General features: G+C 70.4%; 13 protein-coding genes and 1 pseudogene. 7 read left to right on the forward strand and 7 right to left on the reverse strand.

All coding sequences use genetic code 11. The features are described 5' to 3' along the window. Window positions 1–119: 119 nt before the first annotated feature. Genes ACZ5SK_RS02840 through ACZ5SK_RS02850 form a run of 3 tightly spaced genes read left to right on the forward strand, consistent with a single transcriptional unit; the run spans window position 120 to window position 5,238 of the window. Window positions 120–731 (forward strand): hypothetical protein, encoded by a 612-nt coding sequence (locus ACZ5SK_RS02840; RefSeq protein WP_334580683.1) that lies wholly within the window; start codon window positions 120–122, stop codon window positions 729–731. Continuing rightward, window positions 731–2,953 carry a bifunctional serine/threonine-protein kinase/ABC transporter substrate-binding protein gene (locus ACZ5SK_RS02845; protein WP_468575167.1) on the forward strand — a complete coding sequence of 741 codons (2,223 nt, stop codon included), beginning with the start codon at window positions 731–733 and terminating at the stop codon, window positions 2,951–2,953. Before ACZ5SK_RS02840 ends, ACZ5SK_RS02845 begins: the two co-directional genes overlap by 1 nt. Further along, the gene (locus tag ACZ5SK_RS02850; protein WP_468575169.1) at window positions 2,953–5,238 is read left to right on the forward strand and encodes a bifunctional serine/threonine-protein kinase/ABC transporter substrate-binding protein; all 2,286 of its coding nucleotides are present in this window, start codon (window positions 2,953–2,955) and stop codon (window positions 5,236–5,238) included. The genes ACZ5SK_RS02845 and ACZ5SK_RS02850 overlap by 1 nt, the downstream gene beginning before the upstream one ends. A gap of 232 nt (window positions 5,239–5,470) precedes the next feature. On the opposite strand, the gene ACZ5SK_RS02855 is transcribed toward ACZ5SK_RS02850, so the two are convergent. Continuing rightward, on the reverse strand, window positions 5,471–6,940 hold the full coding sequence (locus ACZ5SK_RS02855; protein ID WP_468575170.1) for an APC family permease: 1,470 nt from the start codon (window positions 6,938–6,940) through the stop codon (window positions 5,471–5,473). A gap of 25 nt (window positions 6,941–6,965) precedes the next feature. Then, complete coding sequence (locus tag ACZ5SK_RS02860) at window positions 6,966–7,664, reverse strand: FadR/GntR family transcriptional regulator (RefSeq protein WP_443041298.1); 699 nt, start codon at window positions 7,662–7,664, stop codon at window positions 6,966–6,968. Between the two features lie 137 nt (window positions 7,665–7,801). On the opposite strand from ACZ5SK_RS02860, the gene ACZ5SK_RS02865 reads away from it, so the two are divergent. The 3 genes from ACZ5SK_RS02865 to ACZ5SK_RS02875 all read left to right on the forward strand — a co-directional run bounded on the left by ACZ5SK_RS02865 (window position 7,802) and on the right by ACZ5SK_RS02875 (window position 10,136). Then, complete coding sequence (locus tag ACZ5SK_RS02865; RefSeq protein WP_468575171.1) at window positions 7,802–9,235, forward strand: amino acid permease; 1,434 nt, start codon at window positions 7,802–7,804, stop codon at window positions 9,233–9,235. 374 nt (window positions 9,236–9,609) lie between these two features. Beyond that, window positions 9,610–9,882, forward strand: coding sequence for a type II toxin-antitoxin system Phd/YefM family antitoxin (locus ACZ5SK_RS02870; protein ID WP_334580678.1), 273 nt, complete (start codon window positions 9,610–9,612; stop codon window positions 9,880–9,882). Next, the gene (locus tag ACZ5SK_RS02875) at window positions 9,879–10,136 is read left to right on the forward strand and encodes a Txe/YoeB family addiction module toxin (protein WP_093774786.1); all 258 of its coding nucleotides are present in this window, start codon (window positions 9,879–9,881) and stop codon (window positions 10,134–10,136) included. The genes ACZ5SK_RS02870 and ACZ5SK_RS02875 overlap by 4 nt, the downstream gene beginning before the upstream one ends. On the opposite strand, the gene ACZ5SK_RS02880 is transcribed toward ACZ5SK_RS02875, so the two are convergent. From ACZ5SK_RS02880 to ACZ5SK_RS02900, 5 genes and pseudogenes are all read right to left on the reverse strand, one after another. Further along, the gene (locus tag ACZ5SK_RS02880) at window positions 10,114–10,311 is read right to left on the reverse strand and encodes a hypothetical protein (protein WP_334580677.1); all 198 of its coding nucleotides are present in this window, start codon (window positions 10,309–10,311) and stop codon (window positions 10,114–10,116) included. The genes ACZ5SK_RS02875 and ACZ5SK_RS02880 overlap by 23 nt on opposite strands. A 180-nt stretch (window positions 10,312–10,491) precedes the next feature. After that, the gene (locus ACZ5SK_RS02885; RefSeq protein ID WP_334580676.1) at window positions 10,492–11,148 is read right to left on the reverse strand and encodes a class I SAM-dependent methyltransferase; all 657 of its coding nucleotides are present in this window, start codon (window positions 11,146–11,148) and stop codon (window positions 10,492–10,494) included. A 78-nt stretch (window positions 11,149–11,226) separates the two neighbouring features. Continuing rightward, window positions 11,227–11,421, reverse strand: a pseudogene (locus ACZ5SK_RS02890) (hypothetical protein); the annotation flags it as partial. 237 nt (window positions 11,422–11,658) lie between these two features. Next, window positions 11,659–11,862 carry a DUF397 domain-containing protein gene (locus ACZ5SK_RS02895; protein ID WP_334580675.1) on the reverse strand — a complete coding sequence of 68 codons (204 nt, stop codon included), beginning with the start codon at window positions 11,860–11,862 and terminating at the stop codon, window positions 11,659–11,661. Continuing rightward, on the reverse strand, window positions 11,859–12,689 hold the full coding sequence (locus ACZ5SK_RS02900; protein WP_334580674.1) for a helix-turn-helix domain-containing protein: 831 nt from the start codon (window positions 12,687–12,689) through the stop codon (window positions 11,859–11,861). Before ACZ5SK_RS02900 ends, ACZ5SK_RS02895 begins: the two co-directional genes overlap by 4 nt. A gap of 191 nt (window positions 12,690–12,880) precedes the next feature. Here ACZ5SK_RS02900 and ACZ5SK_RS02905 point away from each other — a divergent pair, with 191 nt between their 5' ends. Next, window positions 12,881–13,402 (forward strand): ATP-binding protein, encoded by a 522-nt coding sequence (locus ACZ5SK_RS02905; protein WP_443041353.1) that lies wholly within the window; start codon window positions 12,881–12,883, stop codon window positions 13,400–13,402. Window positions 13,403–13,534 lie beyond the last annotated feature (132 nt).

Here is a 13,534-nt window from a genome sequence, read left to right on the forward strand (position 1 = left end):
CGAGCCCTTCGGCATCGCCTCGGTCCGCGGCTCCGACCGCGTCCGGCTCTCCGTCGGCCGCCCCCTCTACGGGTGGTGACGCGTCGTCGCTTACGCCGTTCCACGCCGACCCCGCCCAGGTGCCCAGGACGAAGCGGCAGGCCGAGGCGCTGGCAGCGGCGGTCGCGCTGAAGCCGGAGGCGTGGGGCGCGGGCTTCCGGGCCCAGCAGCCGGCCGCGAGCACGCCCGGTACCGTCGCCGTGCTCGACGAGCAGTGCCGATGGGAACGGCGGGCGCTCCCCCGGGGTGTCCTGGCCTCCCTGTCCCGCTACAGCGAGATTCCCGCCGTCGGCGGCAAGGGCGAGATCAAGGTGACCGCGGCGGTCACCGTGCACGCCACGGTGCTCGACGCCGACGACCAGCTGTCCACCACGCTGGAGGAGCCGTTGCGCTGCCGGGAACAACAGGTCCGTACCGATGAGCGGATCTCCGAACTCATGTCGGTCGGCAATCCCTACGGCCAGGGCGGCAACAACTACGCCGACGACGAGGTCGTCGAGATCGGCAAATACCTCACCGGAAACAGCAAGCAGACATACCGCTGGACGGTCGCCAGGATCGGCACGGTGGTCGTGACCACGTCGGTGAAGGGCGCCAGGGGTTACTCGGACGACGAGCTGACCCGGCAAGCGTCACTCGCCCTCACCACGATGCTCGGCAGCGTGAAGTCCGTGCTCGGAGTGGAGAACTGATGGAGCCGCTGCGTTCGTCCGATCCCGCGCGTATCGCGGACCATCGCCTGCTCGGGCGGCTCGGCGCCGGAGGCATGGGCGTGGTGTACCTGGCGCGCACGCCGGGCGGCGCCCTGGTGGCGCTGAAGGTGCTGCTCGCCGAGTACGCCGAGGAGCCGGGCTTCAAGGAGCGGTTCCGCCGTGAGGTCGAGGTCGCCCGGCAGGTCGACAGCCCCTGGGCGGTGCCGCTGGTGGACGCCGACGCGGACGCCGAGGCACCGTGGCTGGCCACCGCGTTCGTACCCGGCCCGTCCCTGGGCGAGGCGGTGTCCGCGTACGGTCCCCTGACGGAGCGCGGGCTACGGCTGCTCGGCGCCCGGCTGGCCGAGGCGCTGAGCGAGGTGCACCGGGCCGGGCTGGTCCACCGGGATCTGAAACCGGGCAACGTGCTGATCGCCCACGACGGGCCGCGGCTCATCGACTTCGGCATCGCCCGGGCCCCGGAGGACACGGCACTCACGGCGACCGGGATGGTGGTCGGTACGCCCGGCTATCTGTCGCCCGAGCAGGCCGAGGGGCGCGGTGCAGACGGCGGCATCGGGCCGGCGAGCGACGTGTTCTCCCTCGGGTGTGTCCTGGCGTTCGCGGCGACCGGCCGGGCGCCGTTCGGCAGCGGAGCGGTCGACGCCCTGCTGTACCGGGCCGTGCACGATCCGGCGGACCTCGACGGAGTGCCGGCGGGGCTGCTGGAGGTCCTGGGCCGCTGCCTGGAGAAGGATCCGGACCGGCGGCCAAGTGCCGAGGAACTGGTGCGGGAGTTGGCGGTCGACGGCGCCGCGCAGGACGCGGAGGCGTCCGAGTGGCTGCCCGAGCCGGTCACCCGGCTGATCGCCGAGCGGTCGTCCGCCGCGCTCGCGCTGCCGGACATCGAGCACACGCTGGCGCCGTCCGACGCGCCGCCCGATTCCGGGCCGGCGGAACCCGACACGCGCGAGACGTCCGAGTCGCCGGAGCCGCGCGACGCCCGCCCGGCCGGCCGGCGCCGATTCCTCCTGCTCGCCGGTGGCGCCGTGGCGCTGACGGCGGGCGCGGGCGGGACCTGGTGGGCGGTCGCCCAGGACGACGACCCGGGAGACGCCGGCCCTGCCGCCAACGCGTCCTCGCGGCGCCCGGTGCACACCGTCGCGTTGCACGGTGACCTCAGCGGCCCGCAGCGGGACACGGGCAGGGCCCAGGAGCGCGGACTGCGGCTGGCCGTAGCGGAGTTCAACGCGCGCGCCGACGCCCCGTTCACCGTGAAGGTGAGGGCCGTCGACGACGCGGGCGATCCGGCGACCTCGGCCCGGCTCGCCACGGAACTCGCGGACGATCCGGCGGTCCTCGCGGTGGTCGGCCCGACCACCGACGCCACGGCGCAGACGGCGCTCGCGAAGTACGACGCCGGGCTGCTGCCGGTCGTCGCCGTGTCCCCCGGCGGGATCAACCTCGTTCTCCAGGGGTTCCGCTCGTTCCTGCTCGGGCGGCTGCCCGACTCGGTGCTTCCCGTCTATGTCAGCAACTACCTGCGCGGGACGGCGCGTTCGCGCAAGGTCGGCATCGTCCTCGACCGCCCGGCCGGCAACTACGGTTCGGAACTGGCCAGTTCCCTCAGCAACGCACTCAACGGCGTGCAGCAGCCGTTGGTGCCGGAAGTGGTCAGCGCGATGCGCCGCGACTTCGGCAACGCGGTGGACGCGATGCTCTCCGCCGGCGCCGACTCGGTGTTCTTCGCCGGTCTGCCCGACCGGGGGGCGTTGATCGCCCAGACGTTGCACAAGCGCGCCTTCCAGGGAGCGCGCGTGTCCGGCCCGGCGTTGCTGGACGGGGCGTTTCTGACGGACGCTCAGGAGGCGGCCGAGGGCTGGGCGATGGTGGCTCCGGTCATCGACGCGGCCCAGAAGCCCGAGGCGCGGAAGTTCGCCGCCGCCTACCGTGAGCGCTTCCAGGAGGCGCCGCCTCGTTACGCGGCGGAGGCGTACGACGTGACCGGGATGCTGCTGAAGGCCCTGGCGGGGCTGCCGTCGAAGGACCGTACCCGGGAGAAACTGCTCGCGGCCGTGCGGGCGGGGAAGTACGAGGGCATCACCAAGCCGTTCGCCTTCCAGGCCACCGGCCTGATGGTCATCGACGGCACCGGTGGCTTCCTCTGGCGGGTGGAGCAGGGCGACTTCGTGTACGGCGGCCCCGCGCCGCTCACCGTCTGATGGAACCCCTGCGGACCGGCGACCCGTCCCGGATCGGCCGCTACCGTCTGCTGCGGCGGCTGGGCGCCGGCGGCATGGGCGTGGTCTTCCTGGCCCGTGCGCCGGGCGGAGCGATCGCCGCGGTGAAGACGGTCCGGTCCTCGTACGCCGACGAGAGCGGTTTCCGGGCCCGTTTCCGCCGGGAGATCGAGGCCGCCCGGCAGGTGGAGAGCCACTGGGTGGTGCCGCTGCTGGACGCGGACGCCGACGCGGAGACTCCGTGGCTGGCGACCTCGTACGTACCGGGGCCCTCGCTCGCCGAGACGGTGGACGCCTTCGGTCCGCTGTCGCTCGCGTCCGTGCGGGTGCTGGGCCTGCGGCTCGCGGAGGCGCTCGACGCGGTGCACGGGGCCGGTCTCGTGCACCGCGACGTGAAGCCGGGGAACGTCCTGCTGGCCCCGGACGGGCCGCGGCTCATCGACTTCGGCATCGCCCGCGCGCCGGACGCCACGGCGCTCACCTCCAGCGGCGTGATCGTCGGCTCGCCGGGCTTCCTCTCGCCCGAGCAGGCGCGGGCTCGGGGCGGGGAGATCGGCCCGCCCAGCGATGTGTTCTCGCTGGGGTGCGTGCTGGCGTTCGCCGCGACCGGGGTACGGCCGTTCGGCGGCGGTGGGGCGGCCGGCATGCTGCTGCGCACCATCTACGAGGAACCGGATCCGACGGCGCTCCCGGACGGCCTGGCGCCCCTGCTGAGAGCCTGCCTGCACAAGGATCCGCCCGACCGCCCGAGCCTCGCGAGACTCCGCGAGACGCTCGGGGAACAAGCGGAGAGAGCGGAGAGAGGGGAGAGAGGGGACGGGGCGGAGAGAGGGGACGGGGCGGAGGGACCGGAGAGGCCGGAAGCAGACCCGGCCGAGCAGTCGGGCTGGCTGCTGCCCGAGCCGGTCACCCGGCTGATCAACGACCGGTCCGCCGCCGTGCTCACCCTCGGCGCCATCGAGCCGACCCAGGTGTCCGCACCGGCGAACCCGGTGTCGCCGGACGCAGCGACGCTGACGGCCGTCACGGCTGTCCCGCCTGCCGTGCCCGGCGTCCGCCGCCGCAGCTTCCTGCGACTCGGCTCCACGGCCGGGGTCCTGGCGGCCGGTGGCGGCGGGGCCTGGTGGTGGAGCACCCGCCCCGGGACGGCGACGACGCCTCCGTCCGAAACGAGCCCACGTCCCGAACTCGTCGTGGCGTTCCAGGGTGATCTGACCGGGGCCCGGAAGGAGAGCGGCAACGCCCAGCTCAACGGCGCCCGGCTGGCAGTCGAGCAGGTCAACGCCGAGAGCGGCCACCCCTTCCGCCTGAAGCTGCTCCCGTACGACGACGGCGGCGACCCGGCCCGGGCCAAAACCCTGGCCGAGCGGCTGACAACGGACGCCGACGTCCTCGCGGTGCTGGGGCCCACCACCGACGCGTGTTTCCTCAGCGCCGAGGCCGCGTACACCAAGGCGACGATGCCGGTGGTGTCCGTCTCGGTGGACGTCGATCTCGAGGGCAGGTCGTTCGGCTACAACCAGTTCCGCTCCCATGCGGCGCTGCATGTCACGGAGTCCCTCCTCGCCGCGCCCTGCGTCCGCTACCTCAGCAACCACGTCGACGCGCGCAAGGCGTTCCTGGTGGACGACCGGGCGCAGGGCGACGTCGCCTGGACCCTGTGCGACCAGACCCAGCGCGCACTGCGGCAGGCCAACCGGGACGCCACGCTGACCAGCGTCGCCGCCGGAAAGATCGACTACGCGTCGCTGGCCGCCGCGGTGATGTCCGCGGGCGCGGACGCGGTCGTGTGCACGGGCGACGCGGCGCGGACCGCCGGACTGGCAGCCGCCCTGAAGGCAGCCGGATTCACCGGAACCCGTATGGCGACGGAGCGGGCCTTCGGTCCCGCGTTCCTCGCCGCCGCCGGCCCCGCCGCGACGGGATGGGTCTTGGTCACCTCCTTCGTCGACCCCACGGTCCGCCCCTCCGCCCGCGCCTTCACCGCCGCCTACCGGGCCCGGTTCGGCGCCGCCCCCGGCTGGTACGCGGCGGAGGCCTACGACGCCGTGATGTTCCTGGCCAAGGTCTGCACGAAGAACGGCACGGCGGTGCGAGAACGGGGCGCGATCGCCCGCAGACTCCGCGAGGTCGCGCACACCGGAATCACCCGCACCGTCAAGTACCGGCAGAGCCACGGCTTCAACGACGACGCGATGTTCGTCTACCAGGTCGCCGACGGCAGGTTCCGTTACCTCGGGCAGTATCAGGAGGCTGCCGTCTCGTGAAGGGCGAGGTCCGTCGTCAGGGGCCCCGAGCACGCTCGGTGCGCCACGATCCGGACGACGAGGCCGTCGTCGTGATCGCACGCAGGAAGCCGTGGCGTCAACCTGCCGAGCCTGCATGTGCTCCGGTCCGGGCAGGACCAGCGTCAGGGCGCGGCCGCAGGACCCCGGACGGCCCTCCGCCGGAGCGAGGCCGCCGTCCAGCCCCCATCCGGCCGCCGACCGGCCGCCGTGTTCACTCCGCGTCGGCGACGACCGAGCCGACGCGTTCGGCCAGGCCCGGGTCGCGGCGGACCAGGAGGGTCGCGTAGCAGACGGCGGCGAGGAGGGTGGCCAGTGCCGCGTACGGAAACCAGCTGTACGGGGCGGGCTGTCCGGGCTTGGCGAGGTAGTAGAGGGGGATCAGAACGGCGAGGGCGCCGACCGCGGGCAGCACCAGGTGCCGTACGGTCTTGAACTCCTGTGGTCGGTATCTGCGGTAGTACAGCGGCAGCGCGATGTTGGACGCGAGGTAGACCAGCAGGATCAGGATGGCGCCCAGGCTCGAGGACTCGGCGAAGAAGACCACCGGGTTCATCTGACCGCCGCTTCCGAGCACATGCCCCAGCCCCCAGCCCGCGATGATCAGCAGCGCGGTGGCCGCGAAGGTGACGATCGCGTTGTTCGGCGTACGGCGGGTGGGGTGGACGTACCCGAAGAAGGACGGGAGCAGGCCCTCGCGTCCGGCGTTGAACACCAGCCTCGCCTGGGAGTTGATGCCCGCGATCAGCACGCCGAGGGTGGAGGTCAGGCCGCCGACGTAGGCGAGCAGCGCCAGCGCCCCGAGGGTGTGCTGGGCGACGTCGATGAAGGGGATCCGGGAGTCGCCGAGCCGCTGGACGTCGTAGCCGAAGCCGGTCACGGTGGCGTAGGAGAAGAGGATGTAGCTCACCGTCATGATCGCGACGGAGGAGAAGACGGCGCGGCCGACGTTGCGCCGCGGGTTCTCGGTCTCCTCGGCCAGTGCCGCCGAGTTCTCCCAGCCGATGAACAGGTACACCGCCAGCGGGAAGCCCGCCGCGAGACCCTTGACGCCGTGGGTGAGGTGGGAGGGCAGGAACGGCGCCGCGGAGAGGTCGCCCCGGTGCTCGACGATCGCCGCGACCGAGACCACGACCAGTACGAGCATCTCCACGCCGAAGAAGTAGCCGGCCCACTTGGTGGACACCACGATCCCGCGCAGCATCAGCACCACCGACAGCCCGGTCAGCAGTAGCGTCCAGATGATCCACGGCAGGTCGACGCCGGTGTAGTGGTGCAGGGTGATCTGCATGAACCCGCCGGAGATCGCGATGACGGAGGCCATCGCGATGATGTAGCCGAGTCCGGCGAGCAGGGCTGTCGTCACCGCGCTGACCGGCCCGAAGGTCTTGCCCACGAAGGTGGTGAAGCTGCCCGCCGAGGGGTGCGCCCGGGAGAACTCGGCCAGCGTGTTGCCGAACAGCGCGACCGCCACCCCCGCCGCCACGATGGTCAGCGGGGACGCGACGCCCGCGGTGGTGGCCAGGAAGGCGAAGCCGAAGAAGAAGCTCATGGCCGGGCCGACGTTGGCCATCGTGGCGGCGGCGATGTCCGCCATGCCGAGGACGCCGCCACGCAGCCGCTGTGGCGTGCCGCCGGCGGGGCCCGACGTCGACGACGGTCCGACAGGTCGGGGGTCAGGCATGGCGACAACTCCTTCTCAGAGCGGGTCAGCTCGGGCCGGCGTACCGGTGGGCCTTCACCGCTCGTACCGCCGGGTCCATGGCGCCACGGGTGAGTTCGTCGAGCAGGTCGGCGTGGCAGCGGTTGCGGGCGTGTACGACCGCGGGGTCCGGGGCGGGCCGCAGCAGGCACTGCCGGCCGAGCAGGTCGGCGGCGAACTCGCGGATTCCGGCGCCGCCGAGCGTCTCCGCGAGGTCGAGGTGGAAGCGGGTCTCCAGTTCGAGCAGTCGTGCCGGGTCGTCGGCCAGGTCCATCTCCTCGACCAGCGCCCGCAGCCCCTCCAGCCGGCCGTCCGGGACCTCGCCCGCGGTGTGCGCCACGAGCCCGCACTCGAGCAGCAGATGGAAGGCGTCCAGTGCGGCCGCCTCGTCGGCGTCGTGCATCACGGCGACGACCGTGTCCCAGTCCGCCGCGACGAAGGTCCCGCCGGCCCGGCCCCGGCGGCGGTCGAGCAGGCCGTCCTGACACATGGCCTCCAGCGCGCGGCGCACGGTGATCTCACTGATCCCGAGTTCCTCGGCGAGGACGCCCGCGTCCGGCAGCCGGTCTCCCGGCGACACGGACCTCAGACGCACCCGCAGGGCGATCCGGGACCGGACGAGCTCCGCTCCCGTGGGGCCCCGACCGGCCAGGACGCGGGTGTCCCAGCCGCTGTAGGGGCCGAACTTGCCCGCTGCATTCACCACGGCGCCACCTTAACCGGGTGCTGACGGGTGCCTGAAAAATAGAGCAAGGTGAACAGTTAAACAAGTCTTGTTCTTTTCGATCGTACTGAACTAATTTCCAGGCACCCCTGGTCCGCCCTCCCTCCATGGATGTCGAGATGACCACAACCCTCCCCAAATCCGCTCCCACCGAGTCCGGCGGCCTTCAGGCCGGACTCAAGAACCGCCACCTGTCGATGATCGCGATCGGCGGTGTCATCGGCGCCGGCCTGTTCGTCGGCTCCGGCTCCGGCATCGCCGCCGCCGGCCCCGGCATCCTCGTCTCGTACGCGCTCGTCGGCGTCCTCGTCGTCCTCGTGATGCGCATGCTCGGCGAGATGGCCGCGGCCAACCCCACCTCCGGTTCGTTCTCCGCCTACGCGGACCGCGCGCTCGGCCGCTGGGCCGGCTTCACCATCGGCTGGCTGTACTGGTTCTTCTGGGTCGTGGTGCTCGCCGTCGAGGCGACCGCCGGCGCCAAGATCCTCGCGGGCTGGATCCCGGCCGTCCCCCAGTGGGGCTGGGCCCTGATCGTCATGACCGTCCTCACCGCCACCAACCTTGCCTCGGTCAGCTCCTACGGCGAGTTCGAGTTCTGGTTCGCCGGCATCAAGGTCGTCGCCATCGCCGCGTTCATCGTGATCGGCGGCCTCGCGCTCTTCGGGCTGCTGCCCGGCTCCGACCACCCGGCGAGCGGCTTCTCCAACCTCACCGCGCACGGCGGCTTCCTGCCGAACGGGCCCGGCGCGATCCTCACCGGCGTCCTGATGGTCGTCTTCTCCTTCATGGGCAGCGAGATCGTCACCCTGGCGGCGGGCGAGACCGCCGACCCGCGGGCTGCCGTCACCAAGGCCACCAACAGCGTGATCTGGCGGATCGCGGTGTTCTACCTGGGCTCGATCCTGGTCGTGGTCTCCCTGCTGCGCTGGGACGACCCCGCGATCCTCAAGGACGGCTCGTACGTCGCCGCCCTGAGCTCCATCGGCATCCCGCACGCCGCGCAGATCATGAACGTCATCGTGCTGACCTCGGTGCTGTCCTGTCTCAACTCCGGCCTGTTCACCGCCTCGCGCATGGCCTTCTCCCTCGGCCGGCGCGGCGACGCCCCGGTCGCCTTCGGCCAGACCACGAACCGCGGCGTCCCCCGCACGGCCATCCTCGCCTCGGTGGTCTTCGGCTTCGTCGCCGTCGCCTTCAACTACCTGTGGCCGGACACCCTCTTCCAGTTCCTGCTCAACGCCTCCGGCGCGATCGCCCTGTTCGTCTGGCTGGTGATCTGCTTCTCCCAGCTGCGGATGCGCAAGATCATCCAGCGGGAGTCGCCGGAGAAGCTGGTCGTGAGGATGTGGCTCTACCCCTACCTGACCTGGGCGACCATCGCCCTCATCACCTTCGTCCTGGGCTACATGCTGACCGACACCGCAGACGGCGGCGGCCGCGACCAGGTGGTCCTGTCCACCGTGGCGGCCGCCGGCGTGGTGGCCTTCGCGCTGGTCCGCGAACGACTGACAGGCAGGAACAAGCCGACACAGGACAGCACCCCCACGTCCTGACGGCTCTGACGCTTACGGGTGGGACGGTCCGGACCGACGACGGTCCGGACCGTCCCGCGGGAAGACTGCGGTAAGCATGTGGGAAATCCGCTGTCAACCACACAGCGTGCACGGGCAACTCGCGCAGACGGCGCTCTGCCCCTCCCCTCCCCCGGAACTGCCGTGCTGCGACGCCGAACACCCGTGGTCACAGGCCGACCTACGTCCTGAGCCGCACCATGGACGTCCTCGCACGATCGATCAACCGGCGCCCTCGCCCCCTGGCCACCGGAATCAGATCGGGGCTGCTGAAGACATCTCGCTCCGCAACCGGTACCAGAAAGCCGTACCATTGCAGTACCGATTTCCAGTACCACCAGGAGAGGGTGCCGCAGATGACCATAAGCGCCAGCGAGGCCCGCAAGGATCTCTTCCCGCTCATCAAGCGCGTCAACGACGACCACACCCCCGTGCGTATCAGCTCCAAGAACGGCGACGCGGTGCTGATGTCCGCCCAGGACTACGACTCCTGGCAGGAGACCGTCTACCTGCTGCGCTCCCCCGCCAACGCGCGAAGCCTCATGGAAGCCGTCGCACGGGACCGGTCCGGCGAGACAGTGATCACCAGGACCATGGCTGAGCTGGAAGAGCTGGCAGGTGACGGGTGAGGAGCGTCCACTTCGACCCGGCCGGATGGGAGGACTTCCTGTTCTGGCTCAGCTCGGACCGCGCCATGGCCCGCAGAATCACCCGGCTGATCGCCGAGATCCAGCGCACCCCCTTCACAGGCATCGGCAAGCCGGAGCCTCTGAAGGGCGACCTCTCCGGCTACTGGTCACGCCGGATCGACGACGAGCACCGGCTCGTCTACCGGGTGGACGAGAAGGAAGTCAAGATCCTCAAGGCCCGCTACCACTACTGAGGCCACCGCTCTCCGTTGTGGCACGCGCCGTCCTCTCGGTGCGGGTTAGGGAAAGGACGTTGTTGATGTCGGCGTGGTTGAGCAGGAACAGCGGCAATGGCTCCGGAGCGAACCGGGCCAGCAGCCTGAGCAGTGCCACCGCTTCGTACCCCGCCCGCTCAACCTCGTCGTCCACGCTGAAGCACCTCCGTTACGACCATCACAGCCACCGGACTCCGCTCGCCCAACGCGCGGCTCGGGACCCGGTAACGCCCAACACCGCGTACAGGCTCACCGCCCCGCGTACAGCCCACACCCGTCAGTGCTTCGCTCCTGTTCGACTACGCAGGGTCCGTGAGCGTTTGACCGGGGTCCGTCATGGAGCGACCGCGCGAACGAGGAGCGTCCCGATGTGCCCGGGGTGAGGCGCGTCGAGGAGCCGCGCGTCAGCAGTGGCGAACCCGGCCCGGGTGAGCAGGCGCTCCCACACGGCCGGACGGTAGCTGTAGCGGTATGTGAACATCGCCTTGCCCGCGAAGCCTCCCTTGTACATGCCCTGCGGCCCGTACGCGCCGGGGATGGCCGGCGGCTGCGAGAACACGAAGACGCCGCCGGGCCTGAGCCGCCGGCGAACCAGGGGGAAGAGACGGCCCGGGTCGGTGAACCAAGCGGCACCGAAGATCGAGTAGACCGCGTCATACACCTCCTCGTGCTCGCTCAGGTACTCCAGCACCTCGGAGCACACGAACTCCGCGCCCGTGCCGGCCCACTTCATGGTGGTCTTCTTGACCATCACGGGAGACAGGTCAACACCCCGAGCGTCGATGCCGCGCTGAGCGAGGCAGGCGAGAGCACGACCGGTGCCGCAGCCGATCTCCAGCACGGAGCGCGGGTCACCCAGTAGCTCTGGGCCGGGTCCGTGACCGGCGTACTGAGTCCAGCAGAAGCTCGGCTCCGCGTCGTCCTTGAAGGCTGAAGCGGCGAAGGTGTCCCACAGCTCTGTCTCGGCGGCGATGTCGTGTTGTGCGGGCAAGGCGATTCCTCTTCGCAAGAGCTGGCCCCTGACCTCTGACGGACAGAGGACAGAGGACAGAGGCCAGCGTAGGGCCGTTCAGTGGCTGTCGGGGACCTTGTTGTCGCACGGCGAGCAGTCCGTGCCGTCGATCGCCCACAGTTCCTCGTCGACGTCGAAGCCGATGGACTTCAGGAAGTCCGCCGTGCGCAGACACAGGCCGTCGCGACGGCGCTCGATGAAGGGGGCGTGGTGCTTGTAGCGGCCCTCGTTGTACACGTCGCAGAGAGCCCACTGAAGGGCGTTGGGTGCCCGGCCTCCGGCACCCGGGTCGCCTACGGCACGTACGCCACATGATCACGGCTCGATACGTGCGCTCACGGGCACGAGGGCTTTACGGCAGCGTCGGCACCCCGCCCGAGGTTGAAGCGGGGTGCCCACGAGTGACGGGACTTCGCGCGGAGCCGCCCGCCGATCACGCCACGCATGAAGCCGGCCTACCCATCCGGGCCCAACGCAGAGACGGACCTGTCAGAGTGCCGCGAACTGGACGAACGCGGCCCACGCCGTGGGTTCTACGGTTAGCGCGGCGCGGGTTGTGTCCTTCGAGTCGCGGACGTGGACCCTGGCGGGGCGGGTGGCGACCTCGACGCATTCGCCGCCCGAGCCCGTGCTGTAACTGCTCTTGAACCAGGCCGACTCAGGTGCTGGCTTTATGAGCTGTTGGGCGTTCATCTCTCTCCAAGCAACTTCTCGATGAGGGCCAGCGACTCGCGCGGAGTGAGCGCCTGGGCCCGAAGGATGCCGTACTGCTCCTCGATCTCCCGTACCTGCCTCCGCTCCGTGTAAAGACGACTGTCCTTGTACGCCTCCACGTAGGCGATCCTCTGCCCTTCGTGCGTCTCGATCAAGGTGAAGGGACCTTCCAAGCCTGCGTGCTCGTCCCGTTCGATCGGCATCACCTGGATCTCCACGTTGCGCCGGTGCCCGTGCAGCAGAATCTGCTCCAACTGACCCTGCATCACAGCCCGTCCACCGAGCGGTCGCCGCAGAACGAACTCCTCGATGACGAAGCTGATGGTGGGCATCGGGGTCCGGGAGAAGATCTCCTGTCGTGCCAGGCGAGCCACGACCCGCTGGTTGATGGTCTCCTCGTCCAGCAGTGGCCGCCACATGGCGAAGACTGCTCGCGCGTAATCTTCCGTCTGCAACAGCCCTGGGACTGCCTTCGTCGCGTACACATGCAGGGCTGCCGCCTTGGCCTCCAATCGGGCCGCATCCCGGAAGAACGCCGGATACTGAGCCCGAGCCACCTCCTCTTTGCTCGCGCTCAACACCCCAGCCGCCTCCAGCACTTCATCCGCCCGGTCGATGAACTTCGGCGGCGGAACACGTCTCCCCTGCTCGAACGACGCGATCGTCGAGGCCGAGTACCCGGTCAGCGACCCGAGCTGCGCGCGGTCCATCCCCGCCCGCTCCCGAAACAGCTTCAACTGCCGCCCGAACACGCACAGAATGCCCGTCCCGAACTCGTACTCCGGCTGCTGAACCTCGTCGTCCACGCCGCAGCTCCTCTCGTACAACCGCCCAGTCAGCCAACTCGGGGCCCGGGAACCGGTCACGCCCGACACCACGTACAAGCGCACCGCCCGCGTGTACAGCCCGTACCCGTCAGCGCATCGCTCCTGTTCAACGCTACGCAGAGTCCGCGACCGTTAACCCCATGAAGTCAGCAACTCCCCCGAACGGGCATATGCCACAGCGCCTCGCACCCGAACGCGAGTTCACCATGCGCTTCACTTCAACGCCACGCGGTGCCCGCCTCGCCCGCCGACTCGTCTCGCACCGCCTGAACGACTGGGGCCACCCCTACACGGCCCCGGTCAACGAGACGCTCACCCTCATCACGGCGGAGCTCACCGCCAACGCCGTACGCCACGGCCACATCTCCGGCCGGGACTTCCATCTCCAACTCACCCTGGTCGAGGACATGTTCCGCATCGAGGTGACCGACACCCGAGCCGAGCGACAGCCGCCGCCCACTCCCCCGGCCCCCGACTCCGCATCCGAGTCTGGCCGCGGCCTGCTCCTCGTCGCCGCACTCGCGGACGACTGGGGCGTCACCCCTCGCCCGGCCGCACCCGGCAAGACGGTATGGGCGCAGCTGCGCGTACCGACCGGAGGTCGCCCGCACACGCACCCGGCGGCCCCGGGTCCGACCGACTCGGTATCGGCGTACAGGCACAACACCGAGTCGTTTCCGGCTACGTCTTGAGTTCAGGTTCAGCAGATCCCGCGCTGCCCGTCGGGCCGCAATGACGCCTGGGATCTTAGGGAAGTGACGTCCCTCCCGACGCATATGACACGTCGGTCGGCTGGAAGCATGGACATCATGGCCGGATGTCAC

This window comes from Streptomyces sp. NPDC031474 (assembly GCF_055581185.1).

Coding starts and splice junctions, on each gene's coding strand:
- ACZ5SK_RS02850 (WP_468575169.1), top strand. CDS start 2,953: ATGGAACCCCTGCGGACCGGCGACCCGTCCCGGATCGGCCGCTACCGT.
- ACZ5SK_RS02895 (WP_334580675.1), bottom strand. CDS start 11,862: ATGAACGCCCAACAGCTCATAAAGCCAGCACCTGAGTCGGCCTGGTTC.
- ACZ5SK_RS02905 (WP_443041353.1), top strand. CDS start 12,881: ATGCCACAGCGCCTCGCACCCGAACGCGAGTTCACCATGCGCTTCACT.
- ACZ5SK_RS02865 (WP_468575171.1), top strand. CDS start 7,802: ATGACCACAACCCTCCCCAAATCCGCTCCCACCGAGTCCGGCGGCCTT.
- ACZ5SK_RS02855 (WP_468575170.1), bottom strand. CDS start 6,940: ATGCCTGACCCCCGACCTGTCGGACCGTCGTCGACGTCGGGCCCCGCC.
- ACZ5SK_RS02845 (WP_468575167.1), top strand. CDS start 731: ATGGAGCCGCTGCGTTCGTCCGATCCCGCGCGTATCGCGGACCATCGC.
- ACZ5SK_RS02870 (WP_334580678.1), top strand. CDS start 9,610: ATGACCATAAGCGCCAGCGAGGCCCGCAAGGATCTCTTCCCGCTCATC.